At 64.3% G+C, this 21,728-nt stretch carries 19 protein-coding genes and 1 pseudogene; 11 read left to right on the forward strand and 9 right to left on the reverse strand.

What is annotated here, in order from left to right:
- Positions 1–75: 75 nt before the first annotated feature.
- Positions 76–1,851, reverse strand: a pseudogene (locus tag QDT69_RS25225) (EAL domain-containing protein); the annotation flags it as partial.
- A gap of 513 nt (positions 1,852–2,364) precedes the next feature.
- Here QDT69_RS25225 and QDT69_RS25230 point away from each other — a divergent pair.
- From QDT69_RS25230 to QDT69_RS25240, 3 genes are all read left to right on the forward strand, one after another.
- A complete protein-coding gene (locus QDT69_RS25230) occupies positions 2,365–4,113 on the forward strand; it encodes an ATP-binding protein (protein ID WP_279709172.1) in 1,749 nt (582 codons plus the stop codon).
- Positions 4,114–4,213: 100 nt separating this feature from the next.
- On the forward strand, positions 4,214–4,792 hold the full coding sequence (locus QDT69_RS25235) for a peroxidase-related enzyme (protein WP_279709173.1): 579 nt from the start codon (positions 4,214–4,216) through the stop codon (positions 4,790–4,792).
- Between the two features lie 14 nt (positions 4,793–4,806).
- Positions 4,807–5,319 (forward strand): MgtC/SapB family protein, encoded by a 513-nt coding sequence (locus tag QDT69_RS25240; RefSeq protein ID WP_279709174.1) that lies wholly within the window; start codon positions 4,807–4,809, stop codon positions 5,317–5,319.
- Here QDT69_RS25240 and QDT69_RS25245 read toward each other — a convergent pair.
- Entirely contained in the window at positions 5,280–5,906 is a 627-nt protein-coding gene (locus QDT69_RS25245) for a ParB-like protein (RefSeq protein WP_050418793.1), read from the reverse strand. The genes QDT69_RS25240 and QDT69_RS25245 overlap by 40 nt on opposite strands.
- Before the next feature lie 87 nt (positions 5,907–5,993).
- On the opposite strand from QDT69_RS25245, the gene QDT69_RS25250 reads away from it, so the two are divergent.
- The 7 genes from QDT69_RS25250 (at position 5,994) to QDT69_RS25280 (ending at position 11,716) form a co-directional block, all read left to right on the forward strand.
- On the forward strand, positions 5,994–6,992 hold the full coding sequence (locus tag QDT69_RS25250; RefSeq protein ID WP_279709175.1) for an ion channel: 999 nt from the start codon (positions 5,994–5,996) through the stop codon (positions 6,990–6,992).
- Entirely contained in the window at positions 6,961–7,317 is a 357-nt protein-coding gene (locus QDT69_RS25255) for a hypothetical protein (protein ID WP_279709176.1), read from the forward strand. Before QDT69_RS25250 ends, QDT69_RS25255 begins: the two co-directional genes overlap by 32 nt.
- Before the next feature lie 182 nt (positions 7,318–7,499).
- A complete protein-coding gene (locus QDT69_RS25260) occupies positions 7,500–7,799 on the forward strand; it encodes an acyl carrier protein (RefSeq protein WP_050419055.1) in 300 nt (99 codons plus the stop codon).
- A 9-nt stretch (positions 7,800–7,808) separates the two neighbouring features.
- On the forward strand, positions 7,809–8,285 hold the full coding sequence (locus tag QDT69_RS25265) for a beta-hydroxyacyl-ACP dehydratase (protein WP_279709177.1): 477 nt from the start codon (positions 7,809–7,811) through the stop codon (positions 8,283–8,285).
- Positions 8,278–9,462: a beta-ketoacyl-ACP synthase gene (locus QDT69_RS25270; RefSeq protein WP_279709178.1), complete on the forward strand. Its 1,185-nt coding sequence runs from the start codon at positions 8,278–8,280 to the stop codon at positions 9,460–9,462. The genes QDT69_RS25265 and QDT69_RS25270 overlap by 8 nt, the downstream gene beginning before the upstream one ends.
- A 27-nt stretch (positions 9,463–9,489) precedes the next feature.
- Positions 9,490–10,767, forward strand: coding sequence for a beta-ketoacyl-ACP synthase (locus tag QDT69_RS25275; RefSeq protein WP_279709179.1), 1,278 nt, complete (start codon positions 9,490–9,492; stop codon positions 10,765–10,767).
- A 13-nt stretch (positions 10,768–10,780) separates the two neighbouring features.
- Positions 10,781–11,716, forward strand: a complete 936-nt coding sequence (locus QDT69_RS25280) for a lipid A biosynthesis lauroyl acyltransferase (protein ID WP_279709180.1) — start codon at positions 10,781–10,783, stop codon at positions 11,714–11,716.
- A 141-nt stretch (positions 11,717–11,857) separates the two neighbouring features.
- Here QDT69_RS25280 and QDT69_RS25285 read toward each other — a convergent pair whose 3' ends face one another.
- The 7 genes from QDT69_RS25285 to QDT69_RS25315 all read right to left on the reverse strand — a co-directional run bounded on the left by QDT69_RS25285 (position 11,858) and on the right by QDT69_RS25315 (position 20,362).
- The gene (locus tag QDT69_RS25285) at positions 11,858–12,967 is read right to left on the reverse strand and encodes a polyamine ABC transporter substrate-binding protein (RefSeq protein ID WP_279709181.1); all 1,110 of its coding nucleotides are present in this window, start codon (positions 12,965–12,967) and stop codon (positions 11,858–11,860) included.
- Positions 12,968–12,973: 6 nt separating this feature from the next.
- The gene (locus QDT69_RS25290) at positions 12,974–14,143 is read right to left on the reverse strand and encodes an aminotransferase (protein ID WP_167528890.1); all 1,170 of its coding nucleotides are present in this window, start codon (positions 14,141–14,143) and stop codon (positions 12,974–12,976) included.
- An 8-nt stretch (positions 14,144–14,151) separates the two neighbouring features.
- Positions 14,152–14,481 carry a rhodanese-like domain-containing protein gene (locus QDT69_RS25295; RefSeq protein ID WP_212022502.1) on the reverse strand — a complete coding sequence of 110 codons (330 nt, stop codon included), beginning with the start codon at positions 14,479–14,481 and terminating at the stop codon, positions 14,152–14,154.
- A gap of 136 nt (positions 14,482–14,617) precedes the next feature.
- Positions 14,618–16,543, reverse strand: a complete 1,926-nt coding sequence (locus tag QDT69_RS25300; RefSeq protein WP_279709182.1) for a potassium transporter Kup — start codon at positions 16,541–16,543, stop codon at positions 14,618–14,620.
- A 155-nt stretch (positions 16,544–16,698) separates the two neighbouring features.
- Positions 16,699–18,603 carry a potassium transporter Kup gene (locus tag QDT69_RS25305; RefSeq protein ID WP_279709183.1) on the reverse strand — a complete coding sequence of 635 codons (1,905 nt, stop codon included), beginning with the start codon at positions 18,601–18,603 and terminating at the stop codon, positions 16,699–16,701.
- Between the two features lie 112 nt (positions 18,604–18,715).
- Positions 18,716–19,546: a flagellar motor protein MotB gene (locus QDT69_RS25310; protein WP_279709184.1), complete on the reverse strand. Its 831-nt coding sequence runs from the start codon at positions 19,544–19,546 to the stop codon at positions 18,716–18,718.
- Positions 19,547–19,588: 42 nt separating this feature from the next.
- Complete coding sequence (locus QDT69_RS25315) at positions 19,589–20,362, reverse strand: MotA/TolQ/ExbB proton channel family protein (protein WP_050418782.1); 774 nt, start codon at positions 20,360–20,362, stop codon at positions 19,589–19,591.
- Positions 20,363–20,635: 273 nt separating this feature from the next.
- Between QDT69_RS25315 and QDT69_RS25320 the strand changes: the two genes are divergently transcribed.
- Positions 20,636–21,613 (forward strand): NADPH:quinone oxidoreductase family protein, encoded by a 978-nt coding sequence (locus tag QDT69_RS25320; protein ID WP_279709185.1) that lies wholly within the window; start codon positions 20,636–20,638, stop codon positions 21,611–21,613.
- Positions 21,614–21,728: the final 115 nt, after the last annotated feature.

Consider the following 21,728-nt stretch of genomic DNA (forward strand, 5'->3'; position numbering starts at 1 on the left):
GTTGCGTATCAACAAGATGCCCGGCGCTCGCGCGGCATTCCGTGGCCGGAATCACATAGAGAAAGCCGCCGGCGGTCAGGCGACCGAGACGGCATCCTCGCGATGCGAGGACAGCAGCCTGCGGATCTCGACATCCGGCACCGGCCGGCTGAACAGGTAGCCCTGCATCTCCGTACAGCCGAGGGTCCGAAGCAGACTGCGCTGCTGCTCGGTCTCGACGCCCTCGGCGGTCGTCGTCATGTCGCTCGCGGCGGCAATGTTCACGACGGCCTGAACGATCGTGGACGACGCGCCGGTCCCGGCGAGATCCTTGATGAAGGCGCGGTCGATCTTGATCTTGTCGAACGGGAAGCGCTGCAGATAGCTCAGCGACGAATAGCCGGTGCCGAAATCGTCGAGCGCGATGCGCACGCCAAGCTCGCGCAGCTGATGCAGGATATCGAGCGCAGCCTCGTCGTCGCGGATCAGCACCGCCTCGGTGATCTCGAGCTCGAGCCGCGCCGGCGCGAGCCCCGACGCCGCCAGCGCGGCGGCAACGTTCAGCGCCAGCGTCTGGCTCTTGAACTGGATCGGCGACACGTTGACCGCGACATGGATATGATCCGGCCAGTTCACGGCTTCCCGGCACGCGGTGTTGAGCACCCAGTGCCCGAGATCGTTGATCAAGCCGGTGTCCTCGGCGACCGGGATGAAATCCGCGGGCGAGATGGTGCCGCGTTCGGGATGACGCCAGCGCAGCAGTGCCTCGCAGCAGCTGACCCGGCCGTCCCCGAGATGGAGCAGCGGCTGATAATGCAGCTCGAAGCTGCCCTCGACGATGGCCTGGCGCAATTCGAGCTCCAGGCTGCGCCGCGCCTTGGCCCGCGCGTCCATGCCGGCCTCGAAGAAGCGGTAGGTGCGGCGGCCGTCGCTCTTGGCGCCATAGAGCGCAAGGTCGGCGTTGCGCAGCAATTGATCGAGGTCGAGCCCGTCGGAGGGTGCAACCGCGATGCCGATGCTGGCATCCGTCGTGATCAGGTGTCCGCTGCAATCGATCGGCTGGCGGATGCTCTGGTAGATCGCGGCCAGCAGCTGCATGGTCTGGGTCTGATCGCGGACCGCGGTCTGGATCACGGCAAACTCGTCGCCGCCGAGCCGCGCCGCGACATCGGTTCCCCCGAGGCAGGAGCGCAGACGATCGGCGATTGCTCTCAGCAGTTCGTCGCCGATCTGATGGCCGAGCGCGTCGTTGACGGCTTTGAACTCGTCGATATCGATATACATGACCGCGAGTTGGTCATCCGGCCCGATCGTTCTCAGCGCCTGCTCGAGGCGCTGGCGGAACAGCACACGGTTGGGCAGATCGGTGAGCGCATCGTAATGCGCCATGTAGGCGATCTTGTTTTCGGTGCGGGTGCGTTCGGTGACATCCTCGATGGTCGCCACCCATCCACCGTCCGGCAGCGGCTTGTTGACGATCTCGATCGCACGGCCGCCCGGTGCCTCTGTCAGCTGACGCGTCGCCTTGCCCAGCTTCACATTGCGGATGATGGCATCGCAGAACGCGTCGACGTCGCCGTCGAACGAGCCGGTCTCCTGCCGGTGCGCGATCAGCCGCTGCATGGTGCAGCCCGGTTTCGCCACGTCGGGCGAAAGCCCGAACATCTCGATGTAGGGACTGTTGCAGATGATGATGCGCGCCGACGCATCGTAGAGCACGAGCCCCTGCGGAATGTTGTTCACGGCGGTCATGAGATTGCGGCGCTCGGTGGCGAGCCGCTCATCCGAGGCCTGGTGTCGCTTAAGCAGCAGGAAGACGATCACGGCCATGATCGCAAACGCCGCCATCAGCAGGCCTTCGCGCTCGCTCCATTGTGCGGTCGCGCTTCCGAGCAGGCTGCCGACAAGCAGGCCGGCACAGAATGCCATCCCCTTGGTCGAACCGGCGTCGGCATGTTCTGGCGATGAATTGCGGTGTTCGATGCGCACGCTGATCTCTCCCGAGCGCGGCATCGTTACGCAGCACTGATGGAAAGGTCGTTACAACTCGCAGTTAGCAATCGGTTACACGATACCTGGAGCCAACGCGCAACACATCGCGCCGAACCTCCGTAAAGCTACGGAGCCGCCGATGTACTCCTCCAAGATGGTGAATCCCGTATTAACGGGTAAACCGCGAAACCGACGCTTCTGTGCCGGAAGGCGACGATTTCGCCGCCGATGCACGCGACGGGGCACAATCTCACGTCACGATAGAAACAAATCGTCACCGGGAAGGTGTAGATTTAGCCGATGCCGAACCCCGGCGACTTAACGGTTTTTCCAATCCCGGGCGGGCATATTGGTCCGGACATTTAGATTTCGAGAACGAGCCAGGCTGGAACTGTGACACCTTTCGGACGTGTGATCTCTGTGCGCGGCTCGCAGGCCCGGGTGGGGCTGCTGGCGGGCGGCCAGATGCAACTTTCAGAAATGCGCGCGACCGTCGGCCGGTTCGTCAGCATCCGCTGCGCGAGCTCGGTCATCGTCGCCATGATCACCGAAGTCACGTGCGAGAACCTGCCGGCGTCCGACCAATACATGGCGACCGCCTCGGTCGACCTGCTCGGCGAAATCCTCGGCGGCGACCGCCCGAAATTCCAGCGCGGCGTCACCCACTATCCGACCATCGGCGACAGCACCGATCTGATCACCAACCAGGAGCTGCGCACGGTCTATGCGCCGAGCGGCTCGGACCAGATCAATGTCGGCACGCTGCAGCAGGATCGCTCGGTCATAGCCTATGTCGATGTCGAGGAAATGCTCTCCAAGCACTTCGCGGTGCTCGGCTCGACCGGCGTCGGCAAATCCACCGGCGTGTCGCTGCTGCTCAACGAGATCCTGAAGTCGCGGCCGAACCTGCGCATCTTCCTGCTCGACGTCCACAATGAATACGGCCGCTGCTTCGGCGAGCGCGCGCAGGTGCTCAATCCGCGCAACCTGAAGCTGCCGTTCTGGCTGTTCAACTTCGAAGAGATTGTCGACGTGCTGTTCGGCGGCCGGCCCGGCGTGCCCGAAGAGCTCGACATCCTCGCCGAAGTGATCCCGATGGCGAAGGGCATCTACACGCAGTACCAGAATTCCGACCGGGTCGGTCTCGGACTGAAGCGCATCGACCCGAAGCAGGTCGGCTATACCGTCGACACGCCGGTGCCCTATCGCCTGGTCGACCTGATCTCGCTGATCGACGAGCGCATGGGCAAGCTTGAGAACCGCTCCTCGCGCATCATCTATCACAAGCTGATCTCGCGCATCGACGCGGTGCGCAACGATCCGCGCTACGCCTTCATGTTCGACAATGCCAATGTCGGCGGCGATACCATGGCCGAGGTGATCAGCCATCTGTTCCGCCTGCCCGCCAACGGCAAGCCGATGACCATCATGCAGCTCGCGGGCTTCCCGGCCGAAGTCGTCGATTCCGTGGTGTCGGTGCTGTGCCGCATGGCGTTCGATTTCGGGCTGTGGAGCGACGGCGTCTCGCCGATGCTGTTCGTCTGCGAGGAAGCCCACCGTTACGCCTCCGCCGACCGCAATATCGGCTTCGGGCCGACCCGCAAGGCGGTGTCGCGCATCGCCAAGGAAGGCCGCAAATACGGCGTCTATCTCGGCCTGATCACCCAGCGCCCGGCCGAGCTCGACGCGACCATCATCTCCCAGTGCAACACGCTGTTCACGATGCGCCTTGCCAACGACCGCGACCAGGCGCTGCTGCGCTCCGCGGTGTCGGATGCCGCCGCCAATCTGCTGTCGTTCGTGCCCTCGCTCGGCACCCGCGAAGTGCTGGCGTTCGGCGAAGGCGTGGCGCTGCCGACCCGGCTGCGCTTCAAGGAGGTGCCGCCGCACCAGCTGCCGCGCGGCGAGGCCACCATCGCAACGGTGCCGTCGGTCACCGCCGGCCACGACATGCATTTCGTCAGCGCCGTGCTGGAGCGCTGGCGCGGCGCCACCTCGCATCGCGATTCGCCGAGCGGCGACGCCAATTTCAACAATCCGCCGCCGGCGCGCACCATGGCGCCCGCCGAGGCGCCGATGCTGCAGCCGTCGCTCGGTCTCGATCCGGATCGCTTCTCGCTGCTGAAGAAGCCGCTGCGCTAGCCGCATTTCGCCAAGGCGCGCCGATGCGCCTTGCGCCCGACCCATCATCCTCTATGGTTTGCCGTGACGCCGCCTCCATGCGGCATGCCGGAACCATCTCATGACGCAGCCGACCGCCAAACGCTTCGCAACGCCCGCTCTCGACAAGCTCCCCGAGGATATCCGCACCCGCATCCTGGCGGTGCAGGAAAAATCCGGCTTCGTGCCGAACGTCTTCCTCACGCTGGCCTATCGCCCCGACGAGTTTCGCGCCTTCTTTGCCTATCACGACGCGCTGATGGAAAAGGACTCCGGCCTCTCCAAGGCCGAGCGCGAGATGATCGTGGTGGCGACCAGCGCCGCCAACCAGTGCCAGTACTGCGTGATCGCCCATGGCGCCATCCTGCGCATCCGCGCCAAGAATCCGCAGATCGCGGACCAGATCGCGATCAACTACCGCAAGGCCGACATCACGCCGCGGCAGCGCGCGATGCTCGATTTCGCCATGAAGGTGAGCCGCACGGCCGAGGAGGTCTCGGAGGCGGACTTCGCCGCGCTCGCCGCCCACGGCTTCAGCGACGACGATGTCTGGGACATCGCCGCGGTCGCGGCCTTCTTCGCGCTCTCCAACCGGCTCGCGAACGTCACCGGGATGCGGCCGAACGACGAGTTCTACATGCTCGGCCGGCCGCCGAAGTAGAAGTAGAGGACGCCTTGGCAGACTGGAGCGAGATCATCCTGCGTCTCGGCGCCGCCACGCTGGCGGGCGGCGCGATCGGGCTCGACCGCGACCTGCGCGGCAAGCCGATCGGCCTGAAGACGCTCGGCCTCGTCAGCCTCTCAACCGCCACGGTTGTACTGCTGGCCTTGCATGGGGTCGATCCCGGGAAATTCACCGATGCCGTCAGCCGCGTGGTCCAGGGCGTGCTGACCGGCATCGGCTTTCTCGGCGCCGGCGTGATCGTCCGGCGGGGCGACCAATATCACGTCCATGGCCTGACCAGCGCCGCATGCGCGTTCTTCGCCGCATGCGTCGGGATTGTCTGCGGCGCCGGGCATTGGCCGATCGTCCTCACCGCGCTCGTGCTGGCATTCCTGCTGCTGACCTTCGGCAAGCGGACCGAGCGGTGGCTCCACCACGCGCTCGGCGGCAAGGAAGATCAGCACAGGCCGGAGGCCTCTCCCGGTCAGTCGTCGGATGCCGGCCCGCACCAGCCGGGCAAATAAACCGCGTCCTTGCCGCGGCCGAGCGCCAGGCCCTTCTCCAGCGCCTTGGCGAAATTGTTCTCCACCGTCTTGCGCGGGATGTGGCGACGCAGGAAATCGGCCCACAGGAATTCGCTGAACGGCGTCGTGTCCTTGGCGAAACCGCCGGCCCGGCGCATTTCACCGGCGAGGCTGCGGAACGGATCGTCCTTGAGTTGATTGATCGATTTCGGAATGTCCCTGAAGTGGCAGCGCTCGCCCTTGGAATTGTAGGGATAGACCCAGCGCTTGTTGTCCATCACGCCCCAGAAAACGTCACGCTCGACCATCGTGAGATCGCCGATCACCGTGACCAGGATGTCCTTGACGCCTTCCTCGTGCAGCGCCCGCGCCATGTGATGGTGGTCGACCACGTAGTAGCGATCGTCGGGTCCGTGGACGACCGGGATCATGTGCTTGCCCAGCAGTTCGGCGCGCTTCTTGTCCGAGCTGTGCTCGCGCCAGCGCTTCCGCTTCTCCTTCACCTCGTGCATGCCGACCGTCATCTGGGTCGGTCGCAACGACAGGATCGGGACCGGTTTGACGTAAGGCTCGCGCGTATGGGCCATGAATTGTACTCCCGTTTGACCGGCACTCCGGAATGGGTTCCATTATGACATGATGTCTCAGGCAGACGGAAGAGCCGGTTCGGCGGAATGACTTTGAGAGCAAGCGAACGCGTGAAGGCGCGCACGGTCCGCCTCGGCTACCGCGAGGTCGTGACCGAGGGGTTGGAGCTCAGTTTCTGGGCGGACATCAGCCACCGCTGCATGACGGCATCGTGGCCGGCCTTTATCGGCGGTGCAGCATTGGTGTTCATGACCTTCAACGGCGTCTTCGCGCTGCTCTACTGGCTCGGCGATCACCCGATCGCCAACGTGCCTGACGGCCAATACATCGACTTCCTCTATTTCAGCATCGAAACACTCTCGACCGCCGGCTACGGCGACATGCACCCGCAGACCCATTACGGGCACTTCATCGCCGCCATCGAGTTCTTCACCGGCATCTTCTCGATGTCGCTGATGACCGGACTGATCTTCGCCCATTTCTCGCGGCCGAGCGCGCGCCTGCTGTTCGCCGACAACCCGGTGATCTCGGACCATGAGGGCGAACGGACGCTGATGATCCGCCTTGCCAACGAGCGACACAACATCATCGCCAACGCGACCGCGCGACTGTGGCTGTTCAAGAACGACCTCAGCAAGGAAGGCATGGCCTATCGCCGGTTCTTCGAGCTGCCGCTCGCACGCAGCGAAAGCCCGGCATTGGCACTGAGCTGGACCCTGTTTCATGTGATCGACAAGGACAGCCCGCTGCACGGCCTCAATGCGGAAGACCTGGAAGCCATCAATGCCGGGCTCGGCCTCATCGTATCGGGCTATGACGACGTTGCAGCGCAAACTGTGCACGCGCGAAAATCCTACGAACATTCCGACATCCGTTTCGGACATCGCTATGCCGAAATCCTGCGCGACCGACGATGGCCGTCTCAAGATCGACTACAGCCGGTTCCACGAGACGATCGAAGCATGAATACCACCTCTGCGGGTATCAAGATTTTAGGTGTGAAACGCACCGAACATGCTAAACAAGAGTGGCGACGCGACCGGACTGACAACAGTGAAGACGCAGCGGCCAATTTCCTCGGATGACGAGCACGTGGTGCTCAAATTCCGGCCGCGTACCTCGGCGCAGCCGCCCGGCAAGCGCGAGGACCCGATCCGATCGACCCGCCCGGCTTCCGTCGCTCGCGTTTCCGTCGCCAACGACCTCTCCCGCTACGAGAAGCCGCGCGAGGAGCCGGATGACTTCCGCCAGCGCATGCTCGCCAACATCGCCGCCTTTGCCTTCACCGTGGCGCTCACTGCGATCGGCATCTGGCTTGCCATGAGCATCGCCGATTTGCGCAAGACCCAGGATTGCGTGCTGATGGGCCGCCGGGATTGCGCGAAGATTACGGTGATGCCGCACACCTAGGCTGGCCGGAACCGTGCCCAAAAACCGTCCTTGCGAGGCCGGCCAAGCTCCATTGAACTAACGGCCCTGCTCCGATATACGGGCACACGACTCCCGGCAGCAGCAATAGGGCATTCCGGGGCAACGCGCCCACCTCCTCCGAGCCGACCCGGAATTACCTTCAATATATCAAAGGCTTAATGATGTCCTCCACATTCGAGCAGATCGCCAACATTATCGCGGAGACCTGCGACATCCCGCGCGATACGATCAAGCCGGAGAGCCACGCGATCGACGATCTGGGGATCGACAGCCTCGACTTCCTGGACATCGCCTTTGCCATCGACAAGGCCTTCGGGATCAAGATGCCGCTCGAGAAGTGGACCCAGGAGGTCAACGACGGCAAGGCCACGACGGAGCAGTACTTCGTGTTGCAGAATCTCGCCGACCGCATCGACGAGCTGGTCGCGGCCAAGAACGCGGGCGCGGGCTCGGCCTCGTAATCGCTCGTCATGCAGCTTGAAACTTTTCAGCTGATCGATCGGATCGTCGACCTCAACCTCGACGCAAGGACCATTGTTGTCGAGGCGGATGTCCCGCCGGACAGCCATTCGGTGTTCACCGGACATTTCCCGGGCTACCCGATCATGCCCGGCGTGCTGCTCACCGAAGCGATGGCGCAGAGCTCGGGCTGGCTGATCCTCGGTCTGACAAAGTTCGAGCGCATGCCTTTCCTCGCCATGGTCAAGGAAGCCAAGATGCGTGGGTTCGTCAGCCCCGGCTCGACACTGACGATCGAAGCCAAGATCGAGCATGAAGGTTCAGGCTTCACCGTGACCTCGGCGAAGGTCCGCGTCGGCAAGGAGCTCAAATGCAATGCCGAGCTGACCTTCCGTCATATCCCCTTCCCCAGCCCGGACTTGCGCGTGCACATGGATGCGATGGCCACCAAGATCGGGTTTCCGCAGCAGGCAATGAGTAATGGCTGAGAAGGAAGTCTGGATCACCGGCGTCGGTCTGCTCTCCTCGCTTGGCGAGGGGCTGGATGCGCATTGGCAGGCGCTCGGTGAAAAGCGCGTCAATGCCGACGACAAGCGCCTCGCGCCATACGTGATCCATCCGATCGCGCCAGTGAGCTTCGACGCCCAGATCCCGAAGAAGGGCGATCAGCGTCAGATGGAGACGTGGCAGCGCATCGGCACCTATGCCGCCGGGCTGGCGCTTGATTCCGCTGGCGTCAAAGGCAATCAGGAAATCCTGTCGCGGATGGACATGATCATCGCTGCCGGTGGCGGCGAGCGTGACCTCAATGTCGACCTCGCGATCATGAACGCCGATGCGCAGGGCAAGCTGCCGCCCGCTTTGCTCAACGAGAAACTGATGAACGAGCTGCGCCCGACGCTGTTCCTGGCGCAGCTCTCCAACCTGCTCGCCGGCAACATCGCGATCGTTCACGGCGTGTGCGGGACGTCGCGCACCTTCATGGGCGAGGAAGCCTCGAGCATCGACGCCGCGCGGATCGCGGTCGCACGCATCGGCGCCGGACAGAGCGACATCGCGCTGGTCGGCGCGGCGCACAACGGCGATCGCGGCGACCTCTTGATGCTTTATTCGTTCGGCGACTTCGCCCTCAAGGATCAATACGCGCCGGTCTGGGCCCGGAGGAACCACCCGGGCTTTGCGATCGGCTCAGCCGGCGCCTTCCTGGTGATGGAATCGCGCGAGCACGCCGAGGCGCGCGGTGCCAAGCCGTACGCCAGGCTGACCAAGGTGGTCGCCGATCTTGCCAAGCGCAAGCAACCCGGCGCTGTGACGAAGTCGCTGCAGACGATGTGGCCGCAGCTCGGGGTCAGCAACGACAACGCCGTGTTGATCACGGGCGCGACCGGCGCCGAGCCTGCGACTGCCGAAGAGCGCGAATTCCTCGGCCAGCATCCCGGCCTTGCCGTGCGCGCCACCGGCACGACCTTTGGGCACACCATGGAGGCCCAGTTCCCGCTCGGGCTCGCGCTGGCCGCGCTGTCGATTTCCCGCGGCGCGCTCTATCCGGCCAACGACCCGACCGGGCTGGAGGTTGAAAAGACCGCAGCGCCAACCCAGATTGTCGTGTTGGGGGTCGGCCACTGGCAGGGCGAAGGCATGGCATTGGTCGAGGCCGTCAAGTAATTCGGCGCAAGCACCGACGGGGACACCATGACAGCACCACGCGATAAATTCGGCCGACCGATCGTCGTCGTGACCGGCATGGGAATCGTGACGTCGCTCGGCGGCGGCAAGACCGACAATTGGAAGCGCCTCTCCGCGGGCGAGTCTGGCATCAAGACCGTGACGCGCTTCCCGCTCGACAGTCTGAAGACGACGATGGCCGGCGCCGTCGATTTCGTCACCGTCGATCCGTTCTCCTCGACCAGCCTGTCGCAGCGTCTCGCCGAGATCGCGACTGAAGAGGCGCTGGAGCAGTCCGGCATCGGCAGCAAGGGCGACTTCCCCGGTCCGCTGTTTCTCGCGGTCGCGCCGATCGAGACCGAGTGGCCGCAGCGGCTCGAAATCGCGCGCGAGGTTCCGACCAAGGACTTTGGCATCATCGACTATCTGGCGACCTGCAGCGGCGGCAAGTTTGCGCACTTCCACCGGCGCTTCACCTTCGGTTCGGTCGCGCTCCACCTCGCCGAGACTTTCGGCACCAAGGGGTCGCCGATCTCGCTCTCGACGGCTTGCGCATCCGGCGCGACCGCGATCCAGCTCGGCGTCGAGGCGATCCGCCGCGGCGAAACCGATGCAACGCTGTGCGTCGCGACCGACGGCTCGGTCAATCCCGAAGCCATGGTGCGCTTCTCGCTGCTCTCGGCTCTCTCGACCCAGAACGATCCGCCCCAGGGCGCCTCAAAGCCGTTCTCGAAGAACCGCGACGGCTTCGTGATGGCCGAAGGCGCCGGCGCGCTGGTGCTGGAGAGCTACGAGGCCGCGATGGCGCGCGGCGCGCGCATCCTGGGCGTAGTCGCCGGCTGCGGCGAGCTCACCGACTCCTTCCATCGCACCCGCTCTGCCCCCGACGGCAAGCCGGCGATCGGCTGCGTGCGCAAGACGCTCGCGGATGCCGGGATGGAGCCCGAGCAGATCGACCACATCAACGCGCACGGCACCTCGACGCCGGAAAACGACAAGATGGAATATCTTGCCACCTCGGCAGTGTTCGGCGAACACACCAAAAACATCCCGGTGTCGTCGAACAAATCGATGGTCGGCCACACCATCTCGGCCGCCGGCGCAGTCGAGGCGATCTTCTCGCTGCTCACGCTCGAGCATCAGCGGATCCCGCCGACGATCAACTACGAGGTGCCCGATCCCGCGATCCCGTTCGACGTGGTCGGCAACAAGGCGCGCGACGCCAAGGTGACCGCCGTCATGTCGAACTCGTTCGGATTTGGCGGACAGAACGCTTCGCTGATCCTGACGCGCGAGCCGGCTTAACGCCCTCGCCTCGATGAAACGCCTGATCCTCCGCACCAGGGCGCAGCTGCGTGACGCTGCCAAGCCCGTGGCCAACGTCGCCATCGGCGCGTTGACCACCGGCCTCCTGCGCACCACGCGCTATTTCGATCCGGAGAAGACCGCACGATTCTTCGGCCACGCCGCGCATTTCATCGGCCGCCGGCTGCGTGAAGATCGCATCGGCCGCGAGAACCTCAAGGCGGCCTTTCCGGAAAAGTCACCGGAGGAGATCGAGACGATCCTGACCGGGGTCTGGCACAATCTTGGACGCATCGGCGCCGAATTCGCGCATATCGACCGCATCTGGGACCATGATCCCCAGAATCCCGACAGACCGGGCCGCGTCGAATTCTCGGCGCGCAGCAAGCAGCTGTTCGACCAGTTACGCGACGACGGCAAGCCGGCGCTGTTCTTCGCTGCGCATCTCGGCAACTGGGAGCTCTCGCCAATTGCCGCGGCGGCGCATGGGCTCGACGCGACCATCCTGTTCCGGCGGCCGAACATCGAGGCTGCCGATCGCGCCATCGAGCGCATCCGGGCCGTCAATTTGGGCACGCTGGTTCCGGCCGGCCGCGATGCGCCGCTCAAGCTGGCGCAAGCGCTGAAGAACGGCCAGCACGTCGCGATGCTGGTCGACCAGTATTTGACCAACGGTGTTCCCGTCACTTTCTTCGGCCGCAAGACGACCGCGAACCCGCTGCTGGCGCGGCTGCGCCGGCAGATCGATTGTCCGATCCACGGCACGCGGATCATCCGCCTGCCCGACGGCCGCTTCCGCGGCGAGGTCACCGAGGAAGTGAAACCGGTGTTCGACGCATCCGGCCAGATCGACATCCAGGGCACGATGCAGGCGATCACCGACATCGTGGAGGGCTGGGTCCGCGAGTATCCGGATCAGTGGCTCTGGCTGCACCGGCGCTGGCGGTAGGCCGGGACTGTCATTCCGGGGCGATGCGAAGCATCGAACCCTCAGGTGCGCAATTGCGCACCGAGAATCTCGAGATTCCCCGATGCACAATTGTGCATCTGAGGTCTGGTCCTTCGGACCATCCCGGAATGACGCTTCGCGTCATTTCCCGGTCTTCACCCGCGTCCACAGGCGGTTGATGATCCGCTGCGTCGCAGGATCGCGCGCCGTGATGACGAACAGCTTCTTCTGCATCGCCTCGTCGGGATAGATGTTCTTGTCGTTGAAGATCTTCGGATCGATCAGCTTCTGGCTCGCCAGATTGCCGTTGGCGTAGGACAGGAAGTTCGAATTCTTCGCCGCGACCTCGGGACGGTAGAGGTAGTTGATCAGCTCATAGGCCTCCGTGACGTTCTTGGCATCGGCGGGGATCGCGAGATTGTCGAAGAACATCTGCGCGCCCTCCTTCGGGATCGTGTAGCCGATCTCGACACCGGTTTTTGCCTCCGCCGCCCGGCTGCGCGCCTGCATAATGTCGCCGGACCATCCGACCACGAAGCAGATCTCGCCCGAGGCCAGCGCGCTGAGATATTCGGACGAATGGAATTTGCGCACGTAGGGCCGGATCTTGATGACGAGATCGGCGGCCTTCTCGAGGTCCGCCTGCTTGGTCGAGTTCGGATCGAGACCGAGATAGCTCAGCGCCGCCGGCAAGATGTCGTCGGCGGAGTCCAGCATGTGGATACCGCAATCCTTGAATTTGGCGAGGTTCTCCGGCTTGAACACCATGTCCCAGCTGTCGATCTTCGCGTCAGGCCCGAGGATCTTCTCCGCCATCTTCACATTGTAGCCGATGCCGGTGGTGCCCCACATGTAGTTGGCGCCGTAGGTATTGCCGGGATCGTAAGTCGCGAGCTGACCCGTCACGACGGGCCATGCATTGGCAAGGTTCGGCAGCTTCGACTTGTCGAGCTTGAGGAACACCTTCGCGGTGATCTGGCGCTGCAGGAAGTAGCCGGTCGGCACCACGACGTCGTAGCCCGACTTGCCCGCGAGCAGCCGCGTCTCCAGCGTCTCGTTGGCGTCGAACGTGTCGTAGACGACCTTGATGCCGGTTTCCTTGGTGAAGTCCTCGAGGACTCCCGGCGCCATGTAGTTCGACCAATTGTAGAAGTTGACCGTACGCTCCTCCGCGCTGGCGGACGCGGCGAACAACAGAACCGTGGCGATCGTACCGACGAGGCTGACGAGACGACGGCTCTGCTTCTGCATTCTGGTCTACCTCTTGCGACGATGGACGGCGTCGGACAACCGCTCAAGCGCGGTGTCAAGCGTCGAGTCCTTCTTGGCGAAACAGAACCGCACCACCGACGTCACCGCATCCTGCTCGTAAAACGCAGACACTGGAATAGCCGCGACTTTGTAGTCCTGCACAATTCGCCAGCAGAACTCCGCATCGGTCTCGTTGAGGCCGAGCGGCGACAGATCGACGGTTAGGAAGTAGGTCCCCTGCGACTTCAGCACCGGAAAGCCGATGCTCTCCAATCCCTTGGTCAGACGGTCGCGGCTCCGCGCCATGTCCTTGCGCATGTCGAAGAAATAGTCGTCCGGCTTGCCGAGGCCATACGCCACCGCGGCCTGCAGATTGGGCGCGGTCGTGAATGTGAGGAACTGGTGCACCTTCGCGGCGACGCGCAGCAGCGGCGGCGCGGCGCAGACGAAGCCGATCTTCCATCCGGTCAGCGAGAAGATCTTGCCGGCGCTGCCGACCTTGATGGTGCGGTCGCGCATGCCGGGGATCGTGATCAGCGGGATGTGCTCGCGGCCGTCGAACACGACGTGCTCCCAGACCTCGTCGCAGATCGCGACCACGTCGAACTCCTGGCAGAACCGCGCCAGCAGTTCGAGGTCCTCGCGCGGATAGACCACCGCCGCCGGGTTGAGCGGATTGTTGAACAGCACCGCCTTGGTCTTGTGGTTGAAGACGCTGCGCAGCATCTCCTCGTTCAGCCGCCACTCCGGCGGCTCGAGCCGCAACAGCCGCGGAATGCCGCCGGCCTGGCGGATGATCGGCAGATAGGAATCATAGACCGGCTGGAAGCACACCACCTCGTCGCCGGGCTCGACCACGGAGAGGATCGAGGAGGTCAGCGCCTCGGTGCCCCCTGAGGTGACCATCACCTCGGTCATCGGATCGAGCTTGAGCCCGTGCCAGTGGCCGTAATGCGATGCGATCGCCTGACGCAGTTCCGGAATGCCCATCATCGACGGATACTGGTTGTAGCCGTTGATGGACGCATCCGCGGCGGCGCGGCGGATATCCTCCGGTCCGGGATCGTCGGGAAAGCCCTGGCCGAGATTGATGGCGTTGTTGTCGCGCGCAGCCTGCGACATCGCCTCGAAGATGGTGACAGGAAGGTCCGCGAAGACCTTGTTCATGGAGGTCATGTCAGGGATCAGCCGCCCGTCTTGGTCGGCAATCCTGCCGCCTTCCAGCCGATGATGCCGCCTGCAAGATGCTTGTCATAGGGCAGGCCCGCGGCCTGGGCGGCCAGCGAGGCTGTCACCGAGCGCTTGCCGGAGCGGCAGGCGAACACCACCTGCTTGCCTTTCGGATCGGGAATCGCCGCCGGATCGAACGTCGACAGCGGCACCACGACGCCGTCGGGATAGGCCTCGACGGCAACCTCGTTGGGCTCGCGGACGTCGACCAGGAGATAGCGGCCTTCCGCTATGCCCTTCGACACCTCGTCCGGAAACAAATCTTCCACCTTGTGGTCCGCCACGGAAATATCCTCCCGATTATTCGATTGGCGAGCTCGCGCGGCCCGCCGGTCCGGGCCGCAAAGTCGCCTCTCACGCTGAGAAAATCAAGCGTCCGAAACGGGTTAGATGCCGCGCCGAAACGCGGGATCGAGGATCCTAAATGGTGACCTGCGTGCCGACCTCGACGACCCGCCCGGTCGGGATCTGGAAATAGTCGGTGGCATCGTTCGAGGAGCGGCTGAGCGCGATGAACAGATGGTCCTGCCAGCTCGGCATGCCCGAATGCGCCGCCGGCTTCAGCGCGCGGCGGGACAGGAAGAACGAGGTCGACATGATGTCGAACTGCCAGCCGAGCTTGCGGGCGATCGCCAGCGTCTTCGGCACGTTCGGCTGTTCCATGAAGCCGAACTTCAGCGTCACCTTGGAGAAGGTCTCGGTCAGCTGCTCCATCCGCACCCGCTCGGACGGATCGATGCGCGGCGTCGGTGCGGTCTCGATGGTGAGGATGACGTTCTTCTCGTGCAGCACCTTGTAGTGCTTGAGGCTGTGCATCAGCGCGGTCGGCGCGCTGACGGGATCGCTGGTCAGGAACACCGCGGTGCCGGAGACGCGCTGCGGCGGCCGCTTCTCCAGCATCGCGACGAGATCGGCGAGCGGGAATTCCAGCTTGCGCGACTTCTCGAACAGCAGCCGGCTGCCGCGCCGCCAGGTGTACATCACCACGATCATGGCGCCGCCGAGCGCCAGCGGCACCCAGCCGCCCTCGAACACCTTGAGCAGATTGGCGGCCAGGAACGTGATGTCGAGGAACAGGAACGGCGCAACCAGCGCGGCGGCAGCAACCGGCGACCATCTCCAGACCCGCCAGATCACCACAAAGCCCATCATCGCCGTCACCACCATGGTGCCGGTCACCGAGATGCCGTAGGCCGACGCCAGTGCGCTGGAGGAGCGGAACATCAGCACCAGCACGATGACCGCGATGAACAGGAAGCGGTTGATGCGCGGCATGTAGATCTGGCCGGAATGGGCTTCCGAGGTGTGGCGGATCTCGAACCGCGGCAGCAGGCCGAGCTGGATCGCCTGGCGCGTCAGCGAATAGGCGCCGGTGATGACGGCCTGGCTCGCGATCACGGTCGCCAGGGTCGCCAGCGCGACCATCGGGATCAGCGCCCAGTCCGGGAACATCAGGAAGAACGGGTTTTCGATGCCCTGGGGATTACCGATCAAGAGCGCGCCCTGCCCGAGATAGTTCAGTGCCAGCGACGGCAGCACGATGAACAGCCACGCGGTCTGGATCGGGCGTTTGCCGAAATGGCCGAGGTCGGCATAGAGCGCCTCCGCGCCGGTCACGGCGAGGAACACTGCGCCGAGCGTGATGAAGCCGATCACGCCATGATGCAGCATGAACGACACTGCAAGGATCGGATTGAGAGCGTAGAGCACCTCGGGATGCCGCACGATCTGGGGCAGCGCCGCGATCGCGATCACGGCGAACCAGACGCACATTACCGGGCCGAAGAAGGCCGCGACTCGCGCGGTGCCGCGCGACTGCACCGCGAACAAGACGACCAGGATCACCACCGTAAGCGGGACGACATAGGGATCGAATGTCGAGGTGACGAGCTTGATGCCTTCGATCGCCGACAGCACCGAGAGCGCCGGCGTGATCACGGCATCGCCATAGAACAGCGCGCCACTGATGATGCCGAGCAGCACTATGGCGCCGGCGCCCTTGGTGGCCACGCGCTGCGCCAGCGCCATCAGCGCCAGCGTGCCGCCTTCGCCATTGTTGTCGGCGCGGAGCAGGATCACGACGTATTTCAGCGTGACGACCACGATCAGCGCCCACAGGATCAGCGACACCACGCCGAGCACCGCATGCACCGTCACACCGCCCTCGCCGCCGGCCGCCGCCACGACGGCTTCGCGCAGCGCGTACAGCGGGCTGGTGCCGATGTCGCCATAGACGACGCCGATGCTGCCGAGCATCAGCGCCTTGAAGGTGGCGGTCGAATGCGCCTCGCCATGGCCATTTGCCGCGGGCGTTTCCGCCGCGGTGATCGCACTCTCGGATGACATGGGAAGTTGCGCCTCTGTCTTCTGCCGCACTGCACAATGCCGGGTTGCAGGCCTATACTCCCGGCAGGAATGCATAGGTTAGCACGGATTCAGGCCTCCACTATGCGTAACACGCATAGATCACGGCTTTTCAACGCCGGAATTCGCTTTTTGGCTCAAATAGTTACCTGGGTACCCACTTCAACCACCCGGCCGGTCGGGATCTGGAAATAGTCGGTGGCATCGTTGGCGGACCGGCTCATCGCGATGAACAGATGGTCCTGCCACTGCGGCATCCCGGACTGGGCCGACGGCTTCAGCGAACGGCGCGACACGAAGAAGGAGGTCGACATGATGTCGAACTGCCAGCCGAGCTTGCGCGCGACCGCCAGCGCCTTCGGCACGTTTGGCGATTCCATGTAGCCGAAGCGCAGCCGCACCGCGGTGAACTTGTCGCTGACCTTCTCCATGTTGACGCGCTCCGACAGGTCGACGCGCGGCGTCGGCGCGGTCTCGATGGTCAGGATCACGTTGTGCTCGTGCAGCACCTTGTTGTGCTTGAGATTGTGCAGCAGCGCGGTCGGCACGAAGCTGGGGTCGCTGGTCAGGAACACCGCGGTGCCCTTGACGATGTGCGGCGGCCGCTTCTCCAGGCTGTGGATCAGGTCGCGCAGCGGCACCTCGATGCGGCGGGTCTTGGCGATCAGGATCGCGGCACCGCGGCGCCAGGTCCAGATCATCGTCGCCATCACGACGCCGAACAGCAACGGCACCCAGGCGCCCTCGAACAGCTTCAACAGATTGGCGCTGAAGAAGGTCATGTCGACGATCACAAACGGCAGGATCAACGCGGCGGCCGACGCCACGCGCCAGTTCCACAGCTTCCAGATCACGATGAAGCCCATGATGCCGTCGGCGACCATCGTGGTGGAGACGGCGATGCCGTAGGCCGAGGCGAGCCCGCTCGAGGTGCGGAACAGCAGCACCAGCAGCAGCACGCCGATCAGGAGTAACCGGTTGACACGCGGCAGATAGATCTGCCCGGCATGGGTCTCCGAGGTGTAGCGGACCTCGAAGCGCGGCAACAGGCCAAGCTGCACCGCCTGGCTGATCAGCGAATAGGCGCCGGTGATGACCGCCTGGCTCGCGATTACGGTCGCCGCAGTGGCGAGCCCGACCAGCGGCAGCAGCAGCACGTCCGGCACCATCCGATAGAACGAGTTCTCGATCGCAGCGGGATCGGACAACACCAGCGCGCCCTGCCCGAAATAGTTCAGCAACAGCGAGGGCAGCACGAAGAACAGCCAGCCGGACTGGATCGGCTTGCGGCCGAAATGCCCGAGATCGGCGTACAGCGCCTCGCCGCCAGTCACCGCGAGGAACACCGCGCCCAGCGTCACCAGACCGACGGTGCCGTGGGTCAGCATGAACTGGATCGCGTAGTACGGATTGATCGCCGCCAGCACCGACGGATCGTCCATGATGTGGACGAGCCCCATCACCGCGAGCGAGGCAAACCACACCACCACGACCGGCCCGAACGCGGAGGCGACGCGCGCAGTGCCGGTGCGCTGCACCGAGAACAGCACGACGAGGATCAGGATCGTCAGCGGCACCACATAGTGCTCAAGATGCGGCGTCGCGAGCTTGAGGCCTTCGACCGCCGACAGCACCGAGATCGCCGGCGTGATCATGGAATCGCCGATGAACATCGAGGCGCCGACCACGCCGAGCGCAAGCAGAGGCCAGCTGCGCCGTCCGATCGCGCGCTGGCCGAGCGCCATCAGCGAGAGCGTGCCGCCCTCGCCATTGTTGTCGGCGCGCAGCAGCAGCAGCACGTATTTCGCGGTGACGACGGTGAACAGCGCCCACAGGATCAGGCTGAGCACCCCTAACACCATGATGCGCGTGACCGGCTGGCCGTGCGCGGCGCCGCCGACCGCCTCGCGGAATGCGTAGAGCGGCGAAGTTCCGATATCGCCGAACACCACCCCGATGCTGCCCAGCGTCAGGGCCCAGAAGCTGGAGGTGCCTTTGCCGCGCCCCTCCTGGGCTTCGGTGGTTGAGACGCTGACAGCCATGGCGAGGTTGGAACGCCCGATCAGTTGATTTGATGCGCGCGGCTATCGACGCTTCCGCCTCACCTGTCAACCGAGCACAAGGTCACTCTTGCGGTAGCATGGTAACCCGGAGCTACGGCTTCAGATCCGGCGGCAATGGCGGATTTTCCCGCATCAACGTGATGGTCACGCGACGGTTCGCCGGCAGCGTCGGATCGTCGGGAAACAGCGGCTGGCCGTCGGCTTTGCCGGAAACCGCGAAAATGTGCGACGGCGGCAGCCCTTCCCGCTCCAGGATCTGCCGCACCGCGTTGGCGCGGTCGGCGGACAGATCGAAGGCGTCGTAATCGCTGCGCGCCGGCACGAAGCCTGCGGCTGTATGCCCCACGATCGCGATCCGCAGCGGCGTCGCCTTCAACGGCGCGGCGAGCTTCTGGATCAGCCGGCGGGTGCGCTCATAAGGCTCCCTGGAACCGTCGGCGAACATCGAGCGGCCGTCCTGGTCGACGATCTCGAGGTTGAGCCCCTCCTTGGTCTCCTCGAACATGATGTTCTTGGAGATCTCGGTCAGTTCCGGCATGTCCTGCAGCGCCTGCCGCAGCGAGGCGGAGGCGAGCGCGAATTCGCGGTCGATCTTCAGCCGCGCGCCGTTGATCTGGCTGCGCTCCTTTTCGTCCGGCGTCGGATTGGCCGAGGAATCCTCCGGCGAGATGTGCTCGACATTCTTCAGCTTCGGCCGGGTCGGCAGACCGTCGGACTCGACGATGCCGGAATAGCGCACATTGGTCTGCACGCCGAAAGCGTCGCGCATCGAGCCGGCGACGATCTTCAGCTTGTTGTTGTCCATGGTCGAGAACGCGACGAGCATCACGAAGAAGCTCATCATCAGGCCCATCAGGTCGGCGAAGGTCACGAACCAGCCGTGACCTCCGGTATGGGCGTCGCCGCGCTTTTTCTTGGCCATTGTCGCGTTTTTCCGGCTGCGTTTCTCGAAAGCGCCGGCCGATCAGGCCGGAACCGGCTCGCCTTCCTCGTGGCGATGCTTCTCCGGCAGATAGGCCAGCAGCATCTCGCGCACCAGCGCCGGGCTCTTGGAATCGCGGATCATCAGGATGCCGTCGATGATCAGCGTGCGGTTGGTCTCCTCGTCGAGCAGCTTGCCGTGCAGCTTGTCGGCGATCGGCAGACAGAACAGGTTGGCGACCAGCGCGCCATACAGCGTCGCGAGCAGCGCGGTCGCCATGAACGGGCCGAGCTTGGAGGGGTCGGTCATGTTGGCGAACATCTGCACCATGCCGATCAGCGTGCCGATCATGCCGAAGGCCGGCGCGCAGTCGCCGATCGCGCGATAGATCTTGCTGCCCTCGTCGAGGTGCATCAGGAAGTTGTCGCGGTCGCGCTCCATGTTGTCGCGGATGAATTCGAGGTCGTAGCCGTCGGCGACGTAGCGGATGCCCTTGGCGAGGAACGGCTCGTCGGTCTCGACCTTCTCAAGGCCGACCGGGCCCTGCTTGCGGGCAATCTCGGCGATGCGAGCGAGCTCCTCGACGAGGTCGCGCGCCGACAGCCGGCTCATCGTGAAGGCAAACTTGGCGCCGAGCGGCAGGCCATGCAGCATCACGCCGAGCGGAAAGCGGATCATCGTCGCTGCAATCGAACCGCCGAAGATGATGATCATGGCATGTTCGGAAATGAACATGTGCAGGTCGCCGCCCATGAACATCATCACCGCGATGACGATGATGCCGGCCAGCAGCCCGGCGCCTGTCATGATATCCATGAAAAACTCCAACGCGAACGCAACCCGCCTGTCCTGGACGGCGCACAGCCCAAGGCGGGCCGCGTGGAAAAACCCTAACGTTAATGCCATTAAGGACGCGTTACCGAATTTAGTAGGGATAACAACGGGTAAACGGCTGCCTTTTCGCGATGTCGTTGAAGATGCTGGCTTTCCGCATGCAATGCGGTCGCCGCATGCGCAAAAGACCTCCCCGTAGAACAACGGACATGAGATAGCTTGCGGCAGAGGAAACGAACCAGCGAGCAGGACAGAATGAAAGCGGTCGTCGTCGAGCAATATGCACCCATCGATCAGATCGGGCTGAAGGAGATCGCCACCCCCGAACCGGGACCGGGACAGATCCGCGTCCGGGTCCACGCCGCGAGCATCGGCTTCGTCGATGGGCTGAAGGTCGAGGGCCGCTACCAGACCAAGGATGCCCTGCCCTTTACGCCCGGTGCCGAATTCGCCGGCGTGGTCGATGCGGTCGCGAGCGATGTCACCGGATTCGCACCGGGCATGCGGGTGATGGGCGCGGCGCGTTCGGGCGCGCTCGCCGAGCACATCGTGGTGCCGCCTGAGGCCGTCGAGATCATGCCCGACGGATTGTCGATGGAGGCCGCCGCGGCCTTCCGCACCAACTACCTCACTGCGCTGTATGCGCTCGGCGAGCGCGGCGCGCTCAAGGCCGGCGAACAGTTGCTTGTGCTCGGTGCCGCCGGCGGCACCGGCGTCGCCGCAATCCAGGTCGGCAAGTTGCTCGGCGCGCGCGTCATTGCCGCGGCCTCGAGCGAGGAGAAGCGCAACTTCGCCGCAAGCTTCGGCGCCGATGCCGTCGTCGACTACACGAAGGCCGATTGGCGCGACGCGCTGAAGGATGCGACCGGCGGCCAGGGTCCCGATGTGATCTTCGATCCGGTCGGCGGCGAGGTCTCGCTGCAGGCGTTCCGCTCGATCGCCTGGAACGGCCGCCATGTCGTGGTCGGCTTTGCGGCCGGCAGCATTCCTGCCTTGCCGTTCAATCTGCCGCTGCTGAAGGGCGGCCTTCTGATCGGCGTCGATGCCGCCCAGATCGCGCGCCGCGAACCCGAGGCGCAGGCGCGCGTGATGACGCAATTGTCGACGTGGCTGAACGATGGCCGGCTGACGCCGGTTGTCGGCAAGGTGTTCGCGTTTGACGATTTCCGTGCGGCGTTCACGACCATGCAAACCCGCGCCGCGCTCGGCAAGATGGTGGTGCGGACCGGGTAGCGGGAGTGGCAAACTGTCGACGTCGTCCTGGCGAAAGCCAGGACCCATAACCACAGACATTCGTTGTCGGAGGGACTGCGGCCTCAGCATCGCACAACAATTTGCATCTGGGGCA

Origin of the sequence: Bradyrhizobium sp. CER78 (assembly GCF_029846235.1) — a bacterium.
Lineage (GTDB): Bacteria > Pseudomonadota > Alphaproteobacteria > Rhizobiales > Xanthobacteraceae > Bradyrhizobium.

Coding starts and splice junctions, on each gene's coding strand:
- QDT69_RS25235 (WP_279709173.1), top strand. CDS start 4,214: ATGACGCAGCCGACCGCCAAACGCTTCGCAACGCCCGCTCTCGACAAG.
- QDT69_RS25245 (WP_050418793.1), bottom strand. CDS start 5,906: ATGGCCCATACGCGCGAGCCTTACGTCAAACCGGTCCCGATCCTGTCG.
- QDT69_RS25250 (WP_279709175.1), top strand. CDS start 5,994: ATGACTTTGAGAGCAAGCGAACGCGTGAAGGCGCGCACGGTCCGCCTC.
- QDT69_RS25260 (WP_050419055.1), top strand. CDS start 7,500: ATGTCCTCCACATTCGAGCAGATCGCCAACATTATCGCGGAGACCTGC.
- QDT69_RS25265 (WP_279709177.1), top strand. CDS start 7,809: ATGCAGCTTGAAACTTTTCAGCTGATCGATCGGATCGTCGACCTCAAC.
- QDT69_RS25270 (WP_279709178.1), top strand. CDS start 8,278: ATGGCTGAGAAGGAAGTCTGGATCACCGGCGTCGGTCTGCTCTCCTCG.
- QDT69_RS25275 (WP_279709179.1), top strand. CDS start 9,490: ATGACAGCACCACGCGATAAATTCGGCCGACCGATCGTCGTCGTGACC.
- QDT69_RS25280 (WP_279709180.1), top strand. CDS start 10,781: ATGAAACGCCTGATCCTCCGCACCAGGGCGCAGCTGCGTGACGCTGCC.
- QDT69_RS25285 (WP_279709181.1), bottom strand. CDS start 12,967: ATGCAGAAGCAGAGCCGTCGTCTCGTCAGCCTCGTCGGTACGATCGCC.
- QDT69_RS25290 (WP_167528890.1), bottom strand. CDS start 14,143: ATGACCTCCATGAACAAGGTCTTCGCGGACCTTCCTGTCACCATCTTC.
- QDT69_RS25300 (WP_279709182.1), bottom strand. CDS start 16,543: ATGTCATCCGAGAGTGCGATCACCGCGGCGGAAACGCCCGCGGCAAAT.
- QDT69_RS25305 (WP_279709183.1), bottom strand. CDS start 18,603: ATGGCTGTCAGCGTCTCAACCACCGAAGCCCAGGAGGGGCGCGGCAAA.
- QDT69_RS25310 (WP_279709184.1), bottom strand. CDS start 19,546: ATGGCCAAGAAAAAGCGCGGCGACGCCCATACCGGAGGTCACGGCTGG.
- QDT69_RS25315 (WP_050418782.1), bottom strand. CDS start 20,362: ATGGATATCATGACAGGCGCCGGGCTGCTGGCCGGCATCATCGTCATC.
- QDT69_RS25320 (WP_279709185.1), top strand. CDS start 20,636: ATGAAAGCGGTCGTCGTCGAGCAATATGCACCCATCGATCAGATCGGG.